The 25872-nt window shown below is 47.6% G+C and carries 13 protein-coding genes and 1 tRNA gene; 9 read left to right on the forward strand and 5 right to left on the reverse strand.

The window, feature by feature from the left end:
* Positions 1–43: 43 nt before the first annotated feature.
* The gene (locus tag IPM47_16880) at positions 44–1432 is read right to left on the reverse strand and encodes a hypothetical protein (protein ID QQS28506.1); all 1389 of its coding nucleotides are present in this window, start codon (positions 1430–1432) and stop codon (positions 44–46) included.
* 131 nt (positions 1433–1563) lie between these two features.
* Complete coding sequence (locus tag IPM47_16885) at positions 1564–2853, reverse strand: GNAT family N-acetyltransferase (protein QQS28507.1); 1290 nt, start codon at positions 2851–2853, stop codon at positions 1564–1566.
* A gap of 178 nt (positions 2854–3031) precedes the next feature.
* Between IPM47_16885 and IPM47_16890 the strand changes: the two genes are divergently transcribed.
* From IPM47_16890 to IPM47_16905, 4 genes are all read left to right on the forward strand, one after another.
* Positions 3032–4303 carry an outer membrane protein transport protein gene (locus tag IPM47_16890; protein QQS28508.1) on the forward strand — a complete coding sequence of 424 codons (1272 nt, stop codon included), beginning with the start codon at positions 3032–3034 and terminating at the stop codon, positions 4301–4303.
* A 29-nt stretch (positions 4304–4332) separates the two neighbouring features.
* Positions 4333–5658 (forward strand): SGNH/GDSL hydrolase family protein, encoded by a 1326-nt coding sequence (locus tag IPM47_16895; GenBank protein QQS28509.1) that lies wholly within the window; start codon positions 4333–4335, stop codon positions 5656–5658.
* Between the two features lie 100 nt (positions 5659–5758).
* Complete coding sequence (aroB, locus tag IPM47_16900) at positions 5759–6808, forward strand: 3-dehydroquinate synthase (protein ID QQS28510.1); 1050 nt, start codon at positions 5759–5761, stop codon at positions 6806–6808.
* A gap of 75 nt (positions 6809–6883) precedes the next feature.
* Complete coding sequence (locus IPM47_16905; protein ID QQS28511.1) at positions 6884–8131, forward strand: 3-phosphoshikimate 1-carboxyvinyltransferase; 1248 nt, start codon at positions 6884–6886, stop codon at positions 8129–8131.
* A 116-nt stretch (positions 8132–8247) separates the two neighbouring features.
* Here IPM47_16905 and IPM47_16910 read toward each other — a convergent pair whose 3' ends face one another.
* Together IPM47_16910 and IPM47_16915 are read right to left on the reverse strand one after the other, a co-directional pair.
* Entirely contained in the window at positions 8248–9036 is a 789-nt protein-coding gene (locus IPM47_16910; protein ID QQS28512.1) for a hypothetical protein, read from the reverse strand.
* 579 nt (positions 9037–9615) lie between these two features.
* Complete coding sequence (locus IPM47_16915; GenBank protein ID QQS28513.1) at positions 9616–18687, reverse strand: gliding motility-associated C-terminal domain-containing protein; 9072 nt, start codon at positions 18685–18687, stop codon at positions 9616–9618.
* Positions 18688–19381: 694 nt separating this feature from the next.
* On the opposite strand from IPM47_16915, the gene IPM47_16920 reads away from it, so the two are divergent.
* The 5 genes from IPM47_16920 (at position 19382) to IPM47_16940 (ending at position 24950) form a co-directional block, all read left to right on the forward strand.
* Positions 19382–19455 (forward strand) — tRNA-Arg (locus tag IPM47_16920).
* 186 nt (positions 19456–19641) lie between these two features.
* Positions 19642–20196 (forward strand): hypothetical protein, encoded by a 555-nt coding sequence (locus IPM47_16925; protein QQS28514.1) that lies wholly within the window; start codon positions 19642–19644, stop codon positions 20194–20196.
* Between the two features lie 243 nt (positions 20197–20439).
* Complete coding sequence (locus tag IPM47_16930) at positions 20440–23166, forward strand: gliding motility-associated C-terminal domain-containing protein (protein ID QQS28515.1); 2727 nt, start codon at positions 20440–20442, stop codon at positions 23164–23166.
* 98 nt (positions 23167–23264) lie between these two features.
* A complete protein-coding gene (gene trpS, locus IPM47_16935; protein QQS28516.1) occupies positions 23265–24287 on the forward strand; it encodes a tryptophan--tRNA ligase in 1023 nt (340 codons plus the stop codon).
* Positions 24288–24305: 18 nt separating this feature from the next.
* On the forward strand, positions 24306–24950 hold the full coding sequence (locus IPM47_16940) for a deoxynucleoside kinase (protein ID QQS28517.1): 645 nt from the start codon (positions 24306–24308) through the stop codon (positions 24948–24950).
* Positions 24951–24968: 18 nt separating this feature from the next.
* Here IPM47_16940 and IPM47_16945 read toward each other — a convergent pair whose 3' ends face one another.
* Positions 24969–25862: a hypothetical protein gene (locus IPM47_16945; GenBank protein QQS28518.1), complete on the reverse strand. Its 894-nt coding sequence runs from the start codon at positions 25860–25862 to the stop codon at positions 24969–24971.
* Positions 25863–25872 lie beyond the last annotated feature (10 nt).

The following is a 25872-nucleotide window of genomic DNA, read 5'->3' on the forward strand; positions in this document are numbered from 1 at the left end:
AAAAGGGATTGTCGAATCTAATTCAACAATCCCTTTTTACGGTTTAAAATCTTTTGGGGCAACCCTGAACGATGGTAGGCTTGTCTTTGAGCAAAGGGATCTTGATTGCCCAATAAATATCGGATTCGTAAAGTTCTTTTTTAAAGAGGGAGGTAAAAAAGTTTTTAGATCCCAACACAAAAGGGCCTAATCTTAAAAATCCGCCGACATTGACCGCCTCAAACTCGTTGATGGTAACCGGTAAGCCGCCGGTGATGGCAATTGTGGTAAAACCCGGGGTAAACACATAGGTATTTACCGCCTTTAACTTGTTGATATCATCCCCGCCCAACTGCAAAGAAGTGTAGGAATTGAAACTGAGGTATATATTATTGTATCCTCCGCCTTCAAACACCCCGCTGTCCCATAAATAGACCGTTCCCTGAAAGCTGAGGGCGGTGGGCAGGGACATTTTAAATTTTCGGGTATCGGGTGTAAAGGCTACGCGTGTTGCGAGGGTATCGTCAAAATCCTGCAAGGAGTTGAATTGTACCGGATCTAAGTCCCAGTTATTGATATTTGCATTAAAATTGCCACTTCCATTGGCTTTATCAAAAGAAACAGAGCCGACATCGAGCAGCGAAACGCCGAAAACAACACGGTTTTTCCAGGAATATTTAAACCCGAAGTCAAAACCAACCGAATGACCTTGTGGTTTAAATTTGAGATAGGGGTCGCCGGTTTCGGTATGACCATAATTGACATTGGTGTTGTAAACACTGAGGACATCACCGGTATCGAAACGGTAAGAACCGTCTTCGGAATTCAGGTAAAGCGCATTCAGACCCATCAGATATTTGACCCGTCCCGCAACTTTGAACCTATGCCCTCCATTGAGATAATGCAGGTAACCATAAGTAACTCCTATCTCCGTCCAACTGAGTTGGTTGATGGAAATTCCGGGTGTATCATAAGTTTTTCCCAGATATGGGGCATAATCAAGGTCGTCATAGGCTAATTTTACCAATTCCTTTCCCGCATTTTGTACTTGCACCGAAGCGCGCGCCTGCATGGTAAAAGCAACCGCCATGTTGGGGTTTATTTCATACAAAAAGCTTGGCAGATGGATGCGGGTATTGATAAATGCCTTTGTTTTTACCCCGTCAGCATGCAATTCGTTGGATTTGTCCTGGTCAAGCGACCAACGCCAGATTGTTTTCGGTTTAAACGTCAGATAATTATTGGCGGCATATAAACTCATGCCGACTAAATTGATATCGGCTTTGTAAACTGTTCCTACAATATTGGCAGGCTGGAGGTCAATTCCGGTTACACCCGACCAAGGATTGACATTAAAACCGGCAAAATCCTGTGCAAAAACCGCTGCAACTGAAAATTGCAGGGTCAGGAATAAAGTAAATCCCCTGAAAAGGGTTAGTAAATATCGGTGCATAGACATTTGACAGCAGAGGTATTGGTTTAAAAACCGCAAAAGTATCGTTTTTTGACCAATCCATGATATTCCGGCCTTTATAATTTCCAAACCGCTCTTTGAACAGCTCACATTTTACCCATCAAGGGCGGTTATTGTTCCATTGCCGGATGTTTAAAAGGATGGCGAGGGATCCAACCGGTATTGTTGAACTGATTGATGAGGGGAATGAGGAAACGGTGGACGCAGGGGTTATTGTATTTGATAAAAGCGGGCATATCGGCTCCTACTGCCCCGACTGTGCTTTTGATTTCCAAGGCTGTTCTGCCAAAACTGAGGGTAGCAACGCCTCGATACAAGCCAAGCCCGACCATATCGTATAACATATTGGAATAGATGGCAAACTCTTTGTTGATGGTGTGGTCATATCCGGTGAAATGCACTTCGAGATGATTGTTTGCTGCAAAAGCACAGATAAAACCGACTAATTTCCCTTCCAAAAAATATCCGTTTACCACAAACCGGTCCTCGAGTTGTCGCTTTAACTCGACAAAATAACCGGGTTGGGCGCTTAACATGTTGAAATCCATACTGTTTGCTACTTCGAGGTAGAAGTTATAGATTTCGGGCAGGTTTTCGCGGATGTCGTGCAGGTCAAATTCTTTTTTTTCCAGCTTGCTGCCTTTACTCAACACCTTTTTGGTTCTGATGCGGTATTTGGAAGACAAAGCGAGAAGGTAGTGGTCAAAACTTTTCCATTCTTCGGGCAAGGTCATCAGCATATTTGGCTGAAAATTTATTTCCTTATAGCCAAAATCGAGCAGTTTTCGAGCCTCTGCGGCTTTGTTTTGAGGAAAATCCTTGATGAGAGTCAGATTAATCGCTCTGCCGGCAGCCTTTTCTTCAGCTTCAATGCGAGAAATTGCGTGGCTCAATAAAAAACCTGCCTGAAAAGAGGTTATCTGCGGCGAAAAGAATACGCCATGTTCTCCGGTCAGTAAGGCATTGCCGCAAACCAAGACCCTGAGCCGAAGTTTAGAGATTTGTCTGAAAGAAATATCCCGTATTTTTTTGCGAAGGCCGCCCACCATCCTCTTGTAAAAGGAAGACGGGATTTGCAAATCCGGTTCGGGTTCATTTTTCAAGGCCTCTTTGGCTATGACCTCGAACAGTTGAAAACAAGCAGCGCCAACTACCTTGTTTTGAAAGAAAAAAAGGAGATAGCGGAAGCGCAGGATGTTCCTGTGGCTTTCTTCGAGGGCTGATAAATAGGCATGGGTTAAAAACAAATTGTTCTGTCGCGACACTACGTGATCCCATTCAGAGGAAGCAATGTCTGAAATGGTTTCGTAAATTTCTGTGGTAATTCCAACTTCGGTGGATTGAACCGGAACACAGCGCTTGGGCAGGATGGCTTCTACAAAACAGGAAGTACTATTCATGTTGGCGGAGATGTGAGAACGGTTAATATTTTAGCCGCAACTATTAACTGCCAATTCCCTGTATTTGTTCATTCAGACTAAAAATGTTGCTGCCCTTCCGGACTGTCAAAACTTATCGTTCAATTTAGTATTAAACCAAACATAGGTTTTAACTTTGCCCTTTATACAACTTTCAATTATGCGCAATTTCTATTTTTTGTTGTTGATTTCCTTACTCCCGCCTATTCAGGTTTGGGGAAGCGGGTTTCAGATCTCGCTGCAAGGCCAACCTCAGATAGGCCTGGCACATTGCGGTACTGCGGCTCCGCTGAATGCCGGTGCTTTGTTTTACAATCCGGGTGGCATGGGTTTTCTGAGGGGTAAACAGTTGATGGTGGGCATTCACCCGGTTTATGGACGGGCGGAATATTTGCAAACCTCTACCGCTCAGAGCGGACGGAATGATTTTGGCATCAGCCTGCCCTTTTCCTTATATTATACGCATCGCCTGGGTCCGGCAGATGCGCCTTCAAAGTTCACCATCGGCATCGGGGTTTATACCCCCTTTGGCAGCAAAATAAGTTATCCAGACGACTGGATGGGGAAGTTCTTAGTACAGAATGTTTCCCTCAGTACCTTGTTTTTTCAACCGACCGTCAGCTATAATGTGAACGACCGCATTTCAATTGGCGTTGGTTTGGTGGGAGGATATGGCAAATTTACCATTCAACGCGCCATTCCCGTCTATGGGGAAGAAACTTACGGTCAGGCCAATTTAGAAGCAGATGGCACAGGGTTTGGATTTACCGCAGGTGTTTATACCGAACCTTGGCCGGATAAATTTTCGATTGGAATTGCTTACAAATCGGCTGCACGGGTCAGTTTAAAAAACGGAGATGCTACTTTTATCGTCCCACAGACCGCCGAAGTGTTGTTCCCCGACACCAAATTCAATCTTAATGTAGGCCTCCCCGATGCGATGTCTGTCGCAATTGCTTACTTTTTTGACCCCAAACAGGGAACGACCCTGAAAGACAAATCAAATGTGAGCTTAATCAGCCTTGAAGTGGAGCGGGTGGGCTGGAATATTTTCAAAGACCTGAACTTTGAATACGCCGACACCATAGCGGGTTCGAGAACCCTGAAGCTGATTCGCAACTACCAAAACACCTATCGCTTCAGCATTGGGGGGCAATACGTTACCAAAAAACGACTGACCTTGCGGGCAGGTGCTTATTATGATTTGAATGCAGCACCCGATTGTTGTTCCTCGCCCGAAACCCCCGACACCAAACGGATTGTCGGAACTTTGGGATTGTCGGCCAACCTGACTTCAAAACTGAAGATAGACTTTTCATTATTATATGGTCGCGGCTTAAAACGCAGCACCGTGAATGAACAGAATAACTTTGCATCTACGCTGAAAGGGGATGTCGTCAGTCCGGGTGTCGGGTTTCAATACATTTTTTAATTACAAACCGGAAAAACTGCTGTTTTGAGATGAATATCAACAAAATTTACCCCCTGTTTTTACTTTCTTTTGGGATTTCCACCGGTTTGTTTTTTACCGGATGCGATTTGACGATGGATTTACCGGTTGCCTCGCCGGGAACGGGCGATTTCAGCCGCTATATGGCCGTTGGCAGCTCGTTTGAAGCCGGTTATACCTCTGACGGGCTTACCAAATATTCGCAGGAAACCTCCTACCCCAACTTATTGGCCGAACAACTCCGTACAGTAGGCATCGGCCCCTTTCGCCAGCCTTTGTTACCCGCCGGCAACGGTTCGGGCATGTACAAGCTGATGAGTGTTTCGACCGATACCTGCAATATCATCACCCCGGTTTTGGAGAAAACAGAACCCGACCCGAACTGGGAAAACAATATTGCCGGAACGGCAACCTTTCACAACCTCGGCATTCCGAACATGAAAACCGGCGATTTGAACAACTCCAATATTTCCATTCTGAACAGTTATTTAAAACGGGTGGTAACGTCCGGCATGACTTATTTCGACCTGATGGACTTTGCCATCGCTGAAATTCACCCTACTTTTTTTACCAACTGGTTTGGACTGACCGATGCCATCGCCTATTCGGCAACCGGCGGCGGATATATTGACAATCTTCCCGTTTCTCTGTTTGCCCTGACCGATACCCTCCTGTTTGCCGACAATTACGGATTAGTTTTAGACAAATTACAGGCCGACGGTGCGACAGGAATGGTATTTACCATCCCTAAAATACTCGACTTTCCTTTTTTTACCTCCGTTTCTTATCAGGCCAAAGGCCCTGATAGCTGTGATCATAAGCTCGATGTCTATATTACGGCCACAAATGGGGTCAGAAAAGCCACTTTTAACCCCAACTCGCTCTATAACGACAAGATTTTGTTGCCGGCAGGCGCAGAATTGGGGCGATTAGACCTGAAACAGGTAAATGGCGTTGATACGCTTGTTCCTTACGGACTTTCGGAATACAATCCTTTGCTGCACGACCATGCTTTAGACCGTACCGAAGTGCAAAATTGTGCATTGGCCATCCAAGCCTATAATCGCGCTATCCGGAAAGCAGCAGCCGAACGCAGCGTTCCGGTCATTGATACTGATGAATATTTTGATAAATTAAAAGCCGGAACGGCCTATAACGGGGTTCCATTGAGTACCACCTTTATTTCGGGCGGATTTTTCGGATTAGACGGCATTCACCCCTCCGACAGAGGGTACGCCTTGCTGTCAAACTTTTTTATTCAGAAGATTGACAGCATCTACGGTGCTACCATTCCCGAAATGGACATCACCAAGTTTAAAGGGGTTGTTTTTCAATAATTTTTACAGCAAAACCGGCTTAAAAAAAGGGTTCAGGAAAATGTCGCTGACATGAAAAGAATGAAATACCCCTTCGTTATTCATTTTTAAATATAAACCAATGATAAATTGCCCGATAAATATTGGACGATTTAAAAATTTACTCCCGAAATTTTTTGCCGAAAAGAAGTTTTCTCAACACATCGTGCTGATAGACGAAAACACGGGCAAACATTGTCTGCCGATATTGTCTCCGTTGCTGCCGGAGGTTAAAACCATTCAAATTCCATCGGGTGAAGCCCACAAAAACCTCGAAACCTGCCGGTATATCTGGGACCGGTTGATGGATTACGAAGCAGACCGGAATTCGGTGCTTATCAATTTGGGCGGGGGGGTTATCTGCGACATGGGCGGCTTTGCGGCATGTACCTATAAACGGGGGATTCCTTATGTACAGATTCCAACAACGGTACTGGCGCAGGTGGATGCAGCAATCGGGTGCAAGCTCGGAGTGGATTACCATGGGGTTAAAAACATGATTGGCCTCATCAAATGCCCGAATGCCATATTTATCAATGCTGATTTCTTTAAAACGCTGCCTTTAAGACAAATTACCAACGGAATGGCGGAAATGGTGAAACATACTCTGATTGCAAATGCCGGAATGTATCAGGAACTTGCAAGATTTCTTCCGATTCATCTCAGGTCTAAACTGCAATGGTATAAAATCATCGAACATTCTATTGAAATCAAGATGAAGTTTGTAAATGCCGACCCCCAGGAACAAGGGGAACGCAAGAAGCTGAATTTTGGACATACCTTCGGGCACGGAATTGAGAGCTATTCCCTCCTGCATCATAAAAATCACCTCCTGCACGGGGAAGCGATTGCCATGGGGATGATGGCAGAGCTTTACCTGTCGGGGAAAAAACTGAATCTGCCAAAAAAGGAAATTTCGAAAATCATGCCGAAACTCGCTACACTCTTGCCGGAACATTACAACAAACTAACGCCGGACGCTTTCCCCGAAATTTTAAACTATATGAAGCACGATAAAAAAAATTCAAACGGAATGATTAAATGCGTACTCCTGAACAAAATCGGGAATGCCGTCATTGATGTTACCATCACCAACGACGAAATCGAAGAAGCCTTACAGACGCTTTGTTGAAACGGGAAACCTTTTTACCTTAACCGCTGCCTGCAAACAAAGGAATAGAACAAACAGCAAACCGGTACTTTCACCATGAAACAAGCATTGGTCATTGCCCCTTCAGACAAACACCTGTCAGGAACAGTGGAATTGGATGGGTCTAAAAGCATCAGCAACCGCGCGTTGATAATTCAGGCGCTTTGCCCGGAAGCGATTGAACTTACGAACCTTTCGGAATCGGACGACACGAATGTGTTGGTACACGCCTTAACTCATAAACCGGAGGTGATAGATGTCGGAGCAGCCGGTACTACCCTGCGTTTTTTGTGTGCATGGCTGTCCACACAACCCGGAACCTATGTGTTAACCGGCAGCCAACGGATGACCGAGCGACCGGTCGGAATATTGGTCGAAGCGCTTCGGACTCTTGGCGCAAACATCGAGTATCTGGGCAATCCCGGATACCCTCCATTAAAAATTACGGGAACATCTATTGAAGGAGGTGAAATTTTTATCGCGGCAAACATCAGCAGTCAGTTTTTGTCGGCCTTGCTGATGGTTGCGCCAGTCTTTAAACAAGGGTTGACCCTGAATCTGCTCACCCCTTTAGTGTCAGAGCCTTATCTGAACATGACCCTGCGTTTGATGAAATACTTCGGGGTCAACCACCAAAAATCCGGACAATCGCTGTATATCCCCCCGCAAAAATACATTGCCCGTCCATTTGAAATTGAGGCGGACTGGAGTGCAGCCTCTTATTTTTTTGCGTTGGCGGCTTTGTCCGATTCTGCCGACCTGTTACTGCCGAAGCTCTATGCTCAAAGTCTGCAAGGCGATTCGGTGATTCAGGAACTGATGAGCTGGTTTGGAGTCTTCACCAGACAGGAAACTGACGGAATCAGGCTTATTAAAACCACATCCGTTCTGCCCGATGTTTTCCATTATAATTTTATAAAATGCCCTGATATTGCCCAAACGATGGCAGTGTTGTGTGCGGCACTCAGGGTTCCGGCAAATATGAAGGGGTTAAGCACCCTGAAGATTAAAGAAACAGACAGAACCGCCGCCCTTCAAACCGAACTGAAAAAGGTAAATGCCAGATTTACCTCCACCAAAAACTCAGGGACGCTGACCTTTCCAAAAAAAACACACAACCACCCAACCCCTATTGCGTTTGACACCTACCACGATCACCGCATGGCGATGTCTTTTGCAATCCTGACCATGGTCGAGCCTTCGGGCGTGGTGATTAACAACCCGGAGGTGGTATCCAAATCTTTTCCGGGTTTTTGGAATACCCTGCGCCGCCTTGATTTTCAGGTGCAGGTTCGGGATTTGTAAAGTTTTTAAAACCTTATTGGTCTGCCGGTCAGTCAACAAACAGCAAAAGCAAAAAGCCTCCACCCGAACACGGTGAAGGCTTTAAGATTTCCTCCGGCAATAACCGGTAATTATTCTTAAGGAGCGGGCGGTGGCGGCGGTGGAGGCGGTGGAGGCGGCGGCGTGCCTGAGCCGCTGGTGTTGACGGTAAAGCCCCAATCTCCTAAGTTTTGCTCTTTGCCACGGTTAAGACCCAGCAAAAGCGTGCGAATAGAAGAAACAAGGAATAAAATGGTATGCGGCGTTCTGCTGTTTTGTTTTTTTTCTATCCCCAATATCAGATTCCTTTTTTCGGTAGCAGCTTCTGCTTTGCGGTAGGTGGTCATGGCATTTTCATGTAAATCGCTTGCCTCAGTGGTCTTCGTGGTCAAAGTAGTAATCAGGGCGGCAGGAAGGGGGCTGCCCGCACCGTCTGCCGTATCTTTTTCAAGGATATTTCTGGCCAACTCCAAAAGGCTGTCCGTACTGCGCGGAATTATCACCTTATTGATATTATTGGGGCTGTTGACCTTAAAGCCCCATCCGCCCAAATTGCGCAAATTGTTCCGGTACAGACCGCCCAACACATCGCGCACACTGCTGATACAATACAATACGGTGTCCTCAGTGCGGCTGTCCTGCGAATTATCTTTCCCCAGTGCCAGGTTGCGTTGTTCCACATAGTTTTCTGCATCCCGATACAAATCTTTCTGTTTTACATTTTCGGTATCGGCAGCAGCTAACAATGTAGTCAGCTCGGTCGCCATCTCATCGGGTATCACACTTCCCGCTCCGTCTATGGTATCTTTTTCTAAAATATCTTCCGCTAAAGAGATTAAATCATCCGAATTTTTAGGTATGATTACCTTAATCGTACTGCGTGGCATAGTCTTAAATTTATTAGATGATTGAAATATTATGCTAATAACCGAATTATTTACAAATTATTCTACATCCACCTCTTTTTTAAAAAAAAAAACCTTCTTTAAATCCCATTTTATTCATCTTAAAATCACACATTCCCATTTTTTACTTCTGCAAACTCATTTTACCGGCTCGTTTTTTCATTCTACAAAGCTGCATACTCAATATTTATCTCTGTATTCTCAACAATTATCTCTGCATACTCATATAATACCTCTGCATACTCATATAATACCTCTGCAAACACTATCCACAAAGCTGCACACTCATGTAATAGCTCTATTACTTCACTATGCAGACTTTGCGCACCACTATGCAGACTTTGCGCATCACTATGCAGACTTTGCGCACCACTATGCAGACTTTGCGCACCACTATGCAGACTTTGCGCATCACTATGCAGACTTTGCGCACCACTATGCAGCCTGATATATTGAGTATGCAGCTCAAGAATTTGACGCTGCTGTCCTTTTTTGAGACCTATAAAGTTTTGAAAACCTTAAAGTTCTGACAACAGCACATCAAACAGCAAAAGAAAAAACCTACCTCACCAAAGTAACATTCCCTTTTACAAATTGCTCAGTTCCGCTGTCCTCAAATGTGTATCGGATGTAAAAAACATACACCCCGATTTCCTGCAGCTCGCCTCTAAAAGTGCCGTCCCATCCTTCGGCGGGATTTCCGGTTTCAAAAACAATTTCACCCCAGCGGTTATAAACCTGCATCAGAAAGGCGGAAACCTCCCCGTTTGTGGTGGCTCTGAACTCATCGTTCACCCCGTCTTCGTTTGGTGAAAAAGCATTGGGAACAATGAGTTTGTCCTGATCGGGAGAAACTATAATGGTAAAGGAAGCCTGTTCTGAGCAGGCATCGGTGCCTGAAACGAAGTAAGTGGTGGTTTGTGTGGGCGTGGCGACCGGGTCGGGGCAGTCCGTACAGCTCAGGGTCGGGTCTGATTGCCAGATATACGCGCTTGCGCCGGAGGCGGTCAGTTGCGTGCTTTGCCCGGCGTTCAGGTTCGATTGTCCGGTGATGCTAATAATGACCTGCGGCAACACCGTGAGGGTCAGCGAATCGAGCGCAACATTTCCGCAAACGTCCTGTGCAGTCAGATAGATGGTGAAACTTCCGGTTTGGGAGGGGGTAAAGCCGGTGGTCAAATCATTCACATCGTCAAAAACACCGCCCGGTATTGCCGACCATGTACTATTCCCTGTCCCTTGCACGAGCAGCCCGTTAAGCGGGGCGGTTTCCCCTTCGCAAATCACCAAATCCTCCCCTGCCTCCACCGCAACAGCCGAAGCGATGATATTGACGGCGGTGGTTTGGATGTCGGGGCAAACTCCGCCGGTGGTATAGGTGATGGTAAAGCTGCCCCCTGCCGGAGCAGTACTCAAATCTATCTCACCCGTTCCGGCATTGACGGCTATCCCCCCCGAAGCGGTAAAAATTCCGCCCGGTGTTACCACCACAGGAACGGGGTTGGAGGCGTTTTGGCAAAAATCAGTGCCCTCATAACTGAACGAGGCATCGTCGTTGGGAACTTCGGTCAGGGTGGCGGAAATCACCGTACTGACACAGGTTTCATTGCCTGTTTCAACGGCTTGTGCGGTATAAGTGCCCGGAGTTGTGGCGACAAAGATATTTCCCGTTCCGGACAATGCTCCGCTGCTGTCGTACCAGTTGACAAAAGTGCCTGCTGCTGTACTTACTTCAAATCCGGCGGCATTGACCTGCCCTTCGCAAACGGTTAGTCCGGTAACGATTCCGGCAGGTGGCGGCGGCGGCGTGCAGGTCGTGCAGTCAATTACCGAAATACTGAAATTCTGCGAATCGGGACAAGTGCCGGCGGTGGTATAGGTAACGGTAAAATTGCCAAGGGCGGTAAAATTCATTTCCCCCGTAACCGCATCAATCCCCGCTCCGCCCGAAACGGTAAAAATTCCGCCGGGTGTGCCGCCGATGACCGGTATTGCCGGCGCATCGTTCAGGCAATATTGGGCATTGGCATAGCTGAACGAGGCATCGTCTGCCGGAATTTCGGTCAGGGTAAACGAAACCTGCGTACTGACGCATAAATCGTTGGCATCCAGCACGGCTTGTGCAAAATAAGTGCCCGGAGCCGTTGGCGTATAAGTCAGTCCATCGGCAAGGGGCAATCCGGTTGCGGCATTGATCCATATAATATAGGTATCTGCTATGGTCGTAGCCTCAAACGAAGCGGTATTTACCTGCCCTTCACAAACGCTCAGGTCAGTAACCACGCCAACCGGCGGCGGCGGCGGGGTGCAGCCGCAAATAGCCGTTACGGTTCCCGTTTGAAAACAGTCGGGTTGCCCGTCTCCGTCGTTGTCGGGCGTTCCGGCAACATAAGCCCTCCAGTCGGCCGTTTCGCCAAACACCGGGGTTGGGTTGGGCAGGGCGGCCGACCATGTTCCGTCCGTTTGCAGGTATTCAATCATCAGCACATCCCCGCAGTTATCTTCCACCAGCAAAGAACATCCCCCGACCGGTGCCACGGTTGTGGGAGTCGGGAATACGGCAAGCTGAACAGTGCCTGCAAACACCGCAGGGCCGGAATTGCAGAGCAAAGCGGCATAGAGGGTAAAGGTTTCGGCGAGGCAGGAGCCGGAATGTGCGTAATCGGCAGGGCTGAGCGGGATGGTCAGTGCCGCATCAGCAAACCATGCGAACCCGTTGGCGTTTCCGTCAGGGTCATCAAAGGTGATGTTGGCCTCAAAACCTGCAAAATCGGGCAGGTTTCCGGCGCAAATATCCGAATTGGCATTTAAAGCTAAAGTAATCTGCGGGCATTGACCGGCAGAACAGGTATAGTCAAACGTTACTGTTTCGGCAATGCAGGCATTTCCCGAATAGCTGATGTCCCAGGTAGCTGAATTGTTGCCGGTAACCGGCGCAGGAACTGAAACCGGTGTAATCTGATAGTTGGCACAGCCGGAAACAAGGGTCGGCAATGCCGCGCAATCGCTGCTGAAGGTCAGAAAAGTATTGTCAAAGGGCGGATAAACCGTGATGGTAAAGTTTTCGGTGTCCCAGATTGTGGCGGGGTCAGAAATACAGTAAATATTTGCGGTAACGGCAATGGACTGCGGGTCGCAACCCGTAAAAACAGGGGCAGTCAGGGAAATACTTTGACCCGTTCCGGCCAATGCGCCGCCGGCAAACCATTCGACAGACGACAAAGTGGCGGGGTCGGTAGTTTCAAGGGTCAGGCTATATTCATCGCCGCTGCAAACTTCAGTCATGCTGCCCGGTGCAAGACCAACGATAAAGGGACAGGTCGAAATCTGACAGTTAAAATTGGCGGTCAGGGAGGTAAACGAGCAAGGCAGTCCCAACAGGGCGGCATCGTTGTTGATGACCGTAAACGTAACCGGGTCGGTATTCCCGTTGACCGAAGTGGTCTGCACCGCATTGGGAGCAACCAGAAAATCGGCACAATTAGGTGTGGCAGTCAGTTGGCATCCGTCCGGACTCAGCGTAATGACTGCATCGGGTATCGGGTAAAACGTCAGACTGACTGTTCCGGAAGACGAAACCACCGCCGGATTGTCCGAACAATATAGATTAAAGGTATAGGTAAAAGTCTGCGGCGAGCAGGCGGTGATGGTTTCTGAAATATCCACCGTGTTGGCGGTGCTTAAAACGGTTGTGCCATCGGGAGCTAACCATTCCACCCGGTCGAGATTGAGGTTTGAACTAAGCGTTGAGTTTAATGTAACGGAACTGCCGCTGCAAAGTATCGCATCGCTGGAAATCAGAACTATGGTAGGGCAGGCGCAGTTGGTAATCGTAACGGTGGTCGAAGCGACCGGACTGACGCATCCGTCCGGCGATATTTCGACAATATCATAAAGGTAAATACCCGAAGTATTTAAGGTCGGTTGAAAACCGGCACCGCTTCCGTTTTCCGAACCACTCCATTGCAGCGAGTTGCCCGGTGCTGCAGAAACCAAAACAGGCAACACAGCACCCGCACAAAAATCGTAGCTTGCGTTCAAAGCGGGCGAAAGCGGCAAAGGAAGGACGGTAATTGTAAAAGGCACGAATGGACTGACGCAGTTATTGGGCGCAATGGCCTGCACCGAATAGTTGCCGCCGGCGGTGGGGGTAAAAGTCGTTCCGGTGGCTACGGGTGCTCCTCCAAAAAACCATTGGTAGGTGTCAGTGCCGTTTGGAACTACCGAAACTATGGGGAAAGGCTGACCAAAACAGAGGTTTCCTGAAAACGGATTGAGTACCGGGTCGGCAACCGGCGGGCAGGTGCAGTTCTGAGTTCCGCCTATGAGCAAAGGCGTACATCCGCTGCTGTCGGTAATGGTCAAAGAATAATTGGCATTGTTGGTAAATGTTCCGGTATAGGTGTTGCCAACCACCGGAAGGCCATTGACAAAGTAAGGAGCCACCCCGCCGCTGATGGTCAGGGTAACGGTATAGTTGCTCAAATCTGCCGAGCAAACAATGTTTTGCGTAGCTGTGATGGGGCTGTTAAAAGTATGTTCCACCTCGTCCGAATCTGAGCAAAGACCGGAGCCGGTTGTCCATACAAAGGTGTAAACGCCCTCAGTAAGGACGTTCACCGGGCTATTGGGACTCGTGTTGTCGGCAAAACTGACCGTTTCAGTGCCGGTATAGCTCCAGATGCCCGTTCCTGTTGCTGCAAGGGTTTGGGTAAATCCGCATACGGTGGCATCTGCTCCTGCATTTGCCAAAGGCGGTGCGGTAAAATCTATCAAAACGATGTCCTGAACAATGCAGGGGTCGCCAACGGCTGTCCAGACAAAGGCATAAGTCCCGGTTTCGCTGACGGTAACCCCCGATTGTGGCGATGCAGGGTCAGAAAAAACTGCCGTTGCCGTTCCGGTGGGGGCAGTCGCCACAGACCAGTTTCCGGCAAAACCGGAAAAGCCGTTGAGGAAGTAGGTGAATGAACAAACAGAGTCGTCCGGCCCGGCGGTGGTATTGGCTGCCGATACGGTAATGGTCTGAGTGGTGATGGCATTCAAAGCACAGGGAGCGACTGACAAGACCGTATAAACCACGTCATAGTTTCCTGCCGCCAGGCCGGAGGGATTGAACAGGTTTCCGGTTAAGGCAGCAGGGGCATCCGGACTCGTCCAAAATCCTCCCGCATCGCCCGTTACCAAAGTGGTCAGATTGAGCGCAGCACTCCCCGCAGCATTGCACAAAAGCGCAACGGGCGGAAGGGTTGCTGCATTAGGCGGCGCAACGATATTGATGGTTTGGTTGGAAGAAATCGAAGGGCATCCGGCAGCACCCGTTACCGAATAAGTCAGGGTAAATGTTCCGGTCAGTCCGTCAGGGTCAAACGTATTTCCCGAAACAGTGCCGGCAGGTGCGTTGGTCGTCCATGTTCCTCCCGGCGTACTGACCCCGGCAACGAGCAGTGTGGTCAGGTCAAAAGTATTTCCGGCAATCCCGCACAGCGAAGGCGGGGCGGTGGTGGTTGCGTTTTCCGTACAGGCCGCACTACAGTTGATGACCGTAATGGTTTGTGAGGTTACTGCATCGGGGCAGGGAAAAATTCCGGGAACGGTGTAGGTAACTGTATAGACCTGATTGTCGGGCAATCCGGTGGCATTAAAAATATTGCCCGCCTGAATAGTTCCGGCCGGCGCATCGGTAGTCCAGTTCCCGCCGGCATCTCCGGCAATCAAACTATTTAAAGGAATAGAAGTAATATTGCCTCCTCCGGCATTATTGCACAACTGAGCGACCCCGGGAGGGTTCGTGCTGGCGTTGGGAAGGGGAATGACGACGACATCTAAGGTGTTTGCAAGCGCACATTGCCCTGCATTTGGGGTAAAAGTCAACACGATATTCCCCACTAATCCGGCGATATTCCAGATATTGCCCGTTACGCCTGCTCCGCTCCAGGTTCCGGCAATACCGCTTTGTCCGGTATTCAAAACAACAGGAGCCGCAGAATTGCAAAGCGATAAAGGGGGGATATTATTCAACACGACCGGCAATGCGGGGGCGACTGCTACCGAAATCGTGTTTGCCAAAGCGCATTGTCCGGCGTTGGGAGTAAACGTCAGCACGATGTTTCCGTTCAGCCCGGTTGGGTTAAACTGACCGCCGGTTACACCTGTTCCGCTCCACGCTCCGGTAACTCCGCTTTGAGTGGCATTCAGAACAACAGCAGCATCGGTGCTGCAAAAATTTAGGGGGGGCAGATTGTTGATGACCACCGGTGCCGCAAGCGTTACGACAATCACCACCGTATTGGGCAAAGCACACTGACCGGCGGCAGGCGCGAAGGTCAGGGTAACATTTCCGCTCAGTCCCGCGGGGGAAAACTGACTCGAAAAAACACCCGGCCCACTCCATACACCACTGATTCCACTCTGTACCACATTCAGCGAAAACGCTGCGGCACTACTGCAAATGGATGGCAAAGGAGGTGCCGTGATTGTAACCGGAACAGATTGCAACACGGATATGGTAAAAGTATTCGGCAGCGAACATTGCCCGGCATCGGGGGTAAAGGTCAGGGTTGCAGATGCGCCCCCAACGGCTCCCGGGTCAAACTGATTTCCCGAAACCCCCGTTCCGCTCCAAACTCCCGTCAGCCCGCTCTGCAGGGTGCTGAGCGAAACGGGCGGGTCTAAATTACAATAGGAAGCGGGCGGCAAATCGGACAAAGTAACCGCTGATGCCTGATTGACAAGGATAAACACGGAAGCAGGCAAAGCACATTGTCCGGCATCGGGGGTAAAAGTCAGCGTTACCGAAGGCGCTACGATACCGGTAGGTGAAAACTGATTGCCAGATACCCCCGTTCCGCTCCAGTTGCCGGTGATTCCGCTCTGAAGGTTGGTTAATGTAACCGGAGCAGCCGAGTTACAGAGGCTTGCCGGAGGCGGGAAGTTGATGGCCACAGGCGTAGCACTCGTTACGACGAGCGTTGTCGTGTTGGGCAACAGGCAGTTTCCCGCAGCAGGGGTAAAAGTCAAAATCACCGAACCGTTCAACCCCGCAGGGTTAAACTGATTGCCCGAAACGCCCGTTCCGCTCCAGTTGCCGGAAACGCCCCCGCTCTGAGTGGCAGAAAGTACCACCGGAGCATCCGTGCTGCAAATCGTTGCAGGCGGCAGATTGTTCAGCAAAACCACCGTTGCGCCCGTAACATTCACGGATAAAGTATTGGGAAGCGCGCAGTTTCCCGCAGCAGGGGTAAAGGTCAGCACCACCGCCCCGCTTAACCCCGCAGGGTTAAACTGATTGCCCGAAACGCCCGTTCCGCTCCAGTTGCCGGAAATCCCGCTTTGGGTAACATTCAGCACCACCGGAGAATCGGTACTGCATAGAGTCAAAACAGGTGGCGCACTGATGATTACGGGAACCGCACTCGTGATATTGACCGTAGTTGTAGCGGATAAGGCACATTGTCCGGCGGTTGGGGTAAAGGTCAGCACCACCGAACCGCTTAACCCGGACGGTGAAAACAAATTCCCGCTCACCCCGCTCCCGCTCCAGTTGCCCGGAACTCCGCTCTGTGTTGGGTTCAGGGCGATGGAGGAAGCCGTGCTGCACAAAGTCGCCGGAGGCGGGCTGCCAATCACCACCGGAGCAGCCGTCGTAACATTCACCGTAGATGTATTGGGCAAAGCGCACTGTCCGGCAGTCGGGGTAAAGGTCAGCACCACCGAACCGCTTAATCCCGAAGGGGTAAAAACGTTCCCGCTCACCCCGCTCCCACTCCAGTTGCCCGGAATCCCGCTTTGGGTCGTGTTCAAACCAACCGGAGCAGCAAGATTGCACAGCGTTGCAGCCGGCGCATTGCTGATCACCACCGGAACTGCCGTGGTGATACTGACAGAGGTAGTTGCAGGAACGGCGCATTGTCCCGCCGTAGGGGTAAATGTCAAAACAATACTCCCGCTCAGCCCCGAAGGGTTGAACATATTTCCCGAAACGCCCGAACCGCTCCAGTTTCCTGTTATCCCGCTTTGGGTAGTTGCAAGCGCCACCGGCGCAGCAATATTACAAACAGGAGGTATGGCAGTTAAAACAGGAGTTACAGGGGCATTAATCACCAAATTTACCGCAACAGCAGCCGATGCGCACTGCCCCACTACATTATAATTCACCACGGCATACACCGTCGTAGAGCCGCCGGTTATTAACTGTGCATTGGGCGAACTCGACACGATTGTCAATGGCGCATTCAAAAACCAGGTAACCGCCTGACCCGACCCGCCGTTTACGATATTGTCCAACGAACTGAGGTTAAAGGTGGCCTGTCCGGGGGCTGTTTCACATTGCGTCAACGGCCCTGCCGAAAAAGCGTTGGAAGCCGGATTGATGGTCAATATATTGTTAAAGGTCTGAGAACCCGAACAAGTGGTCGAGGTATTGGTGAGGACTAAGTTAATCGAGTAAGTTCCGGCATTGGAAATGGTAATTGTCGGAGTTACGCCGGTGGCATTGACCGTTCCGCCCGGTCCCGAAATCGTCCAGTTATACGTAGGAGCAGGCCCCACATTCGAAGAGCCGGATGCTGACAGGGAAATGCTTTGCCCCTGACAGTAGCTAAACCCTCCCGGAATGCTGACGCTGACAGTCGGGTTGGGATTGACCGTAACGGTTGCCGGAACGCGGTCGCTGTTGCAGTCTGCCGAGTTCTGTACCCAATAAGTCGTGGTGGTAACCGGCGCAGGAGACGGGGTAAAAGTCGTTCCTGAACCCAACAGGGTAGAACCGAATTCAGAATTATACCAACCGGAATTGGCATCACAGTTCGTACAGGTAAATGTCGGCGCAGCCTGTCCGTTACAAATAGTAAAGGAGGCAGTTGCCAACACCGGAGAAGGCGGAGGCGTACAAAATTCTGCCACCGGAATACATTCGCCGTTGTCATTGTCATAACCAATCGCTCCTGCCGGCTGAAGAGTGATAAACGCACCATCCGCATCTCCCGCAGTTCCGGCAGGCGTAACTAAGTTCTGAACATCATAATCCACCGAATAGGTACAGCCCCCAAAACTCAAACTGATGTATCTTATACATCCGCAACCGGTACAGCCATAGTTTTTAAACATGGGCAACGGTCCCGGGTAATTCCCGAATATCACATAAATGGGAGACGCTCCGCATAAACTGCTCAAATATCCGGCAGGAAGCGCGCTGTAATCAGGCGTATTGGTGGTAAATGCCATCACAATCCCATTGGCCGGAATGTTTCCGTTTAATCCCGCAGGGGCCATGGCATCTACAAAAACATTTCCGGATGGGCATGGCCCGATTAAACTGTTCAGAACAGCCACCGCAGCCGCATTTGCTCCAAACGAACTGAGCGAGCTGTTGATACTCCCCGCAGGACAGGAAACACTTAGACTCGTTCCCGCTCCGTTGATGTTATAAGGACTCGTCCCGGCCTGAAACATAAAATACTCGTTAAATGCCTCATTTGAATTGTCGGGACATGCGTTGATCATAAACAACAAAGGAGTAGGACTAACTCCGGTACAGCCGGGCGTTTGTGTCCATCCATCCTGTGCTTTTAAAAGTATCGTTCCGGATAGCAAAAACAAAACAGTACCCAAAAGGGAAACAGCGAATTTCATGGAAAGTTGGATTTGTGCAATTAGTTTGGCATTGAAATAAGACAATAACATCTCATACACCAATTTGGCTGCAAATATAGCGCTTTTTAAGATGCCGATGAAGTCGGTTTGTCTTTTAGAACACTATTAGAACTTTAAATGATTGTTAAATTGAGGTTGTCCCGGACGATTCGGGAAGGTTCAGAGTTCATCTTCAAAAGGCAGGATGGCAAACAAAATCCCTCAGAAAGGTAAAGGGTAATCAGATAGTCCTTCCGCCAAAGGAATGACCGGCTTACCGTTTGACGATATTTAAGTTCCCTCTTTAGCAGCAGATTAGAGCTGTTCCGGAATGAACGGCATCTTTTCAGACATCGGTTTCGTGGATACTTTTCCGGTTGAGCCGGAAGTAAAAAACCGTTTGCTCAACACGAAACACCTGTATAAATTTATTCTCCCATCAGATTATTCCCCAAACTGAAGTATCAGTTTTCCAAAAGCGGAAAAAATCAATCTGAAAGTGGAACTCATTGTCCTGATTGCGGGCTAAATCATTCCAGTTAGGGGCCTGTTTTCCCGGATTTATATCGCTCCAAACTCCGGTAACCACGGCACTTCCACCATATTCAACTGAACAAGGAACTTTTTTTACTGTACGATGTTTTTGTAAATGCTGATAAAAATGTATTTTTGCAGCAGATTCAGGAAAAAGGCAGATCCCGTAGCTCAGTTGGATAGAGCAACTGCCTTCTAAGCAGTAGGTCATTGGTTCGAATCCAATCGGGATCACATCAAACAGTCAGCACGTTCGTAGTTTTTATATTCAGGCAGTTAGTATCTCCCCTCCCACTCTAAACACAGAAAGTAAGCCCCGCCGGTTGGCTTAATCAAACTCTTTTTGTTCTGTCCTTTAGAAATATCTTGTGTTTAGTTTTATATTTTCTCTCTCTTTACTAACTTTCATAACAAATGATCATGAAAACAAAACTCGTCTTTTTATTATTTGCAACTATTCTGTGTGTTGTGAATGTCAAAGCTCAGCAAAGTACTGCCCCTCCAACCGGTCAGTTAAATCCTAACAGCATTTCTGTGGTGATTGTAGCAGACAAAAGCGTGATTGAAGAGATTTTGGATGCTGCCAAAGAAAGTAAAAAAGACCCTAAGAAAATTCCGATTGAAATCGTCAGGAAATTAGCAATCAAGTGGTTGTTTGAGTCAATCGGAAATTACATCATGGAACACAACATTTGTGAACTCTTCGATCAATGGTCTGCAGGAAAAAAAGTAGGGGATGATGGGTATATCACCATCAATTTTATTTTGGTCGAAGAAGAAGGTGCTGATCAAAAAAAAGCACCGGTGATTCCCGTACAGTTTTATGCTAAAATAAAAGGTCAAAATACTCCTACTGCAGGAGGAGTGAACAGTTGGGGCTATGTAGCTCCGGTCAACGACAATGGAAATGTTACCTTGGAGTATGACTTGTTTGGAGATGGCGAATATGTTCTTAAAAAATTAGAATGTGACTGACAATTTGTTTTAGTCCTTTTTGACAACAACCTCCTGCAAAGCCTCAAAAACCAATTGCAGGAGGTTTTGTTTATTTATACAATATTTATAAATAGCTTTGTGCCTGTCATTTTTGCAACAAATATGGCTTCTTTCCGGTAAATTATGCTTGTTCTGCATTTGTGTAATTACCTTTGCCCCTTCATTCAAATCCGATATTTTTCCGGTTTCTGCATCATCATTAAAATTTTCAAGCATCCCTCTATGATTCGCATCCTTAGCGTTCTCCTTACCTTAAACTTTTTAGTGCTCTCTTCCGGTTTTGCCCAAAGTTGTGTTACTGTTTTTGGTGTTACCGCCCCTACCCCCAATATCATTGCTCCCGTCAGAGTGGATACGCTGGATGGAGATCTGGCTGTAGTAACCAATATCAGCAGCAGCAGCTCCCCTATTTCAGTGGTGCCCGGAAGTTTTACAGTAAATAGTTTACAACAAGAACTTATTTTCCTTCAGTCAACCGGAGTAATCACCAACATCAAATCAGTCAATGCCCTCAACGGGAATCCGGGCATATCTTCACCTAATATTGCCAATTTGCTGGAGTTGGAATATCATTGTAACGATGACCTTCTTTACGGCCTCAACCGTTTGTCGCCCACCAGCTACAGATTGGTAGAAGTTGATCCGCAAACGGCCGTTCTCACACCTATCGGAGCTACTATTAACCTGCCCGTAGGCAATATTTTTGTGCCCGATGTTTCGACGATTGATGTGGCGGGAGACCGCTTCTTTTTCTTTAGCCGGAACGGTGGTATCTATACCCTGCATGTCGCCCCTTTGAGCGGAGCAGCAGCTACCACCATCTCTATTCTTCCTTTTGAACCGGTTGATGCAGAATTTAATCCAATTACCGGAAGCCTGTTGCTGTTTACCTCAACCCTACAACTGGTGGAGGTTAACCCCACTTCCGGTGCTACAAACTTGTTGGGTGTTGTTGCCGCAGCCCCGTTCGCCCTTCCGGTGAATAACGGAGCCTTAGACCCGTTTTCCAACAGATACTTTTTTGTTGCAGAACAAACTGCCGGGAATTTCAGACTATATACGGTAAGCACCATCAACGCAGCAATTATCAATCCCTCTGTTGCCCTGCCAATGCAGGTTACCAATCTATCGGCATCCGTTCCCTGTCAGGCTTTGGCAGATTTTTCTTTTGCCAACTCTTGTCAGGGCGAACCTACGCTGTTTACAGACCTGAGTATTGGGGCTACGCAATGGACCTGGAATTTTGACGACCCCGCTTCCGGCGCAGCTAATACTTCAACAGAACAAAACCCAACCCATTTGTTCTCCGCTCCGGGAAATTATGACGTAACCCTTGACGTAGGTGGCTGTGTGGGTTTGAGTAGCATCACCCAATCAGTTTCCATAGTCGCCCCGCCAAGCGCTAACTTCCCTTCCGACACCTTAATCACTTGCTCCGGAGTCGTTACGGCTCAAAATATTCCCGGTGCTACCTATTTTTGGATCACCGGCTCTACAAATACTCAGATTACTGCAACCGTATCAGCCTGGTATTGGGTAGATATTTCGTTGGGTGGTTGTCTCAAAAGAGACAGCATGTATGTAGTTGTTGACCCAAGCGCAGGCAGTCAGCAAATATGGCCGACCGCAGAACTCAACTTTTGTGAAGGAGAAACTGCCTTGCTCGATGCCACAATTACCGGCGCAACTTCTTATGTTTGGTCAACAGGTGCTAACACACCAACTATCAGTGTTACCAACGGAGGTCCTTATAGCGTAACGGTAACGGTCGGCCCATGTATCAACACAGATGCCGTTACCGTTCAGTTTTTACCCCAACCGGATGTCAACTTTGGTGCTGACCAAACCATCTGTGCGGCGAGTTTTTTGCTCGATCCGGGGTTAACAACAGCCGGACTGACTTATTTATGGTCAACCGGCGAAACAACTCCTACCCTGAACATAACCCAAACCGGAAATTATTCGGTTACTGTTTCCTTAGGCAGTTGCTCGGACAGTGATGAGGTGAATATCACGATCATTCCCCTCATTGCACCAGACTTTGGCCCGAACCCTGTTTATGCCTGTGATGATGCAGATCTCGTATTAGACGCAAGTAATGCTCTTGCAGGGGTTACCTACCTTTGGTCAGACAACTCCACCGCCCCTGTTTTTACTGTTCCGGCCGGCCAATCCGGCACTTATTCAGTAACTGTTCAGGCATCGGGCTGCTCAGTCAGCACATCCGCCGAAGTTGAATTTAGCCCGGCATTTACCCTCAATTTAGGAACAGATCAGAACCTCTGTCAGGGTGGTGATTTAGTGTTGGACGCAGGAAGCGTTGCAAATGCAAGCTATGTCTGGAGCAATGGGGCGAATGCTCAGCAAATTACCGTAACTGATAGCGGCGTATATTCAGTAACCGTCAGCAATGGCGGATGTTTTTTAACAGATGAGGTAACCGTTACACTTCATATTCCTGAAGCCATCAACCTCGGCACTGCTCAAACTATCTGCACCGCCCTAAATGAAACAATTACCTTAGATGCCGGAACTGGCAACAACTATGTCTGGCTGCCGGATGGACAGACTACCCAACAACTGACTGTTTCTCAACCGGGCACCTATTCTGTAACAGTAACCGATGCGTTTGGCTGTACTGCTTCAGCCTCAACAACCATTGAATCGCTTTGCCAGTCTGTTCTGTTGTTTCCTACTGCATTTTCTCCAAACAGTGACGGGAAAAACGACATTTTTGTTCCTGTTGCTCAGTTCATCAGCAGCTATGAGTTCAAAGTATTTGACCGTTGGGGAAAACTTTTGTTTGAAAGCGACGAAACTGATGACGGATGGGATGGATTGCACAACGGAACCAACATGCCTTTGGGGGTCTATGTCTGGGTTGCGGTTTATTCAAACGAAAGTGGAGAACAAAGCACGGCAAAAGGCAATGTTACACTAATCCGCTAAGAAGGAACGAAAATTTGTTTTTGTTTCTTTTAGCAGTACGGTGGGCAACTACATAGCCTAAAATCAGGTTATCAATCAATTTTTACTATTTTTGCGACATGGAAACAGTAGTCAGCGGGATTCGTCCTACGGGTGAAGTTCATTTGGGAAATTATCTGGGCGCCATCCGGAATTTTGTTCGGATGCAGGAAGATGAGCGGTTTAAGATGTTTACTTTTATTGCAGATTACCATGCGCTGACCACCCATACAGAAGCCAAAGAACTGCAAACCAATGTTAAAACTGCGTTAGCGATTTATCTTGGCTGTGGGTTAGATCCCGACAAAGCAGTTATTTATATCCAAAGTCATTTGCCGCAAATACCGGAACTGTATTTGCTCTTCAATATGCTCGCTTATAAAGGCGAACTTGAGAAAGTGCCTACCTTTAAAGAAAAAGTCAGGGCACAGGAGCAGACCGGTAAAAGCATCAATGCGGGATTACTGACTTATCCCGTCCTGATGGCTGTTGATATCGTCATTCATCGGGCTCATAAAGTGCCTGTTGGAAAAGATCAGGAAGCTCATTTGGAAATGGCGCGAAATTTTGTCAACCGGTTTAACTCACTGTTCAATAACGGTCAGGTTTATTTTCCGGAACCTTATGGTTTTAATTACGGAGAGAATTTAATTAAAGTCCCAAGTCTGGACGGAACCGGTAAAATGAGCAAATCGGCTGAAAATCCAAACAGTGCAATTTATTTGTTGGACGAAGATGAAACCATCCGCAAAAAGGTAATGCGGGCAGTTACCGACTCGGGACCGACGGTTCCCAATCAGGAGAAACCGGAGGTCATTCAAAATTTATTTGACTTGCTTGCACTTGCAGGTAATCCTGACACCGTTTCTTATTTTGAAGAGCAATATAACAATTGCAATATCCGGTATGGCGATTTAAAAAAACAATTGGCACAAGATATGATTGGTATAGTTGCCCCTATCAGAAAACGGATTCAAGATGTGTTGGGCAATGAAACATATTTGAAAAAGGTGGCCAAACAAGGCGCTGAAGCTGCTTGTGAAAGCGCACAAACTACATTGGACGGGGCAAAAGAGTTAGTGGGGTTAAATTATTTCCGGTAATTTTCAGGAGAATCTTTTATGGAAGAGCAAACAAACATTAAACATATTGCAGTAGCAGGAAATATTGGAGCAGGTAAAACTACGCTTGCCTCTAAACTTAGCGTCTATTTCGGTTGGGAAACCTACTACGAAGATGTTGACCACAATCCCTATCTCGAGGATTTTTATGAAGACATGACCCGTTGGTCTTTTAACCTCCAAATCTATTTTCTCAACAGCCGGTTTAACCAGATTAAGAATATACAAAAGGGATCTAAAACAGTCATTCAAGACCGCACCATTTATGAAGATGCTTATATTTTTGCGCCTAATTTGTATGAGATGGAACTGATGTCTGAGCGGGATTTTGAAAATTATATCACCTTATTCAGAACCATGAGTGCCACTTTTGGAGCACCGGACCTGTTGATTTATCTTCGGGCTTCGACCGATACCCTTTTAAAACAAATCAGCAAACGAGGACGTGACTTCGAAGCAAATATCCGCAAAGACTATCTCGAACGGCTCAATAATTATTACGAAAATTGGATAGCCCGTTATAAATCCGGACCTTTACTCATTATCAATGTAGATGAAACCAATTATGCAGACGAAGAAGAAGGGCTGAATCAGGTTATTGAGTTAGTCAAACTTAAGCTTACCGAATTGAATAGCAACAAATAACTTTTTCTCTCTTTTGCTTCACTCCCTTTCTTCACCAATCAGGGCAATTTTTCGCATTAGCCCTATACCTTCCTTTTCTTCAACAATACTGAAATAGCGCAAGGCTACGACGATTAAGGTAATGACATTGACAATTACCCCAACTATGGTATATACTACTCCGGTAACCGGAAGGAGAAACAACATACTCTCCCACGAAAAAATGTTGATGAGAAAAGCAGTTAGTCCGGTAAGGATTGCCGGAACCAAGCCAATCAGGGACATAACAATAAACACAGTGATCATATATAACCAAAGAGTCGAAAACCATTTGCCCTGTACAATTATCATGCAGCGACTTAACGCCGCCCCAAAACTTTTACCTTCGACAAGCCGGACAATATAGATAAAGGAAAGGGTGATGACCGGATAACTACACATAAGCAGAATGCCAACTGTTGTAATCACAACAAATACGGCAATACCTGATGTCATGCCTATAATCAGAGAGAACCATGCAAACATCAAAGCTGTGAAGGGAACAAGCAGTGCTAAAACAACAAAAAACAAAAGAATGGTAGTGCTCAGGTAAAGTCCGATATTGTCAAGCACCCTTTTGCCGATTTCCCTGACTGTTATTTGTTCAAAATCTGAACGTTTGAAGTATAAAATGATATATTCGTAAACCACTGCAACCAGCACGATAGACCCCAACAGAGAAAAAATGGAAAAAATTGAACTCAATTCGGAATAAGTTGCAAATGCGGAGGAGTCATAGTCGTCCCAAAAATCCTCCAATAACACGGCTAAGGTAAAAGTATAAGATATCAAGCCCAACAAAATAAAAGGCAAGGCTAAAAAGAAGATTGCCTTCAGCAAAATTTTATGATTCTGACGTATAAAAGCCGTTGTAGCGCTTATGGTTTCCCCCATATCGCGTACT

It is taken from the genome of Sphingobacteriales bacterium (assembly GCA_016700115.1).
Taxonomy (GTDB): domain Bacteria; phylum Bacteroidota; class Bacteroidia; order Chitinophagales; family UBA2359; genus UBA2359.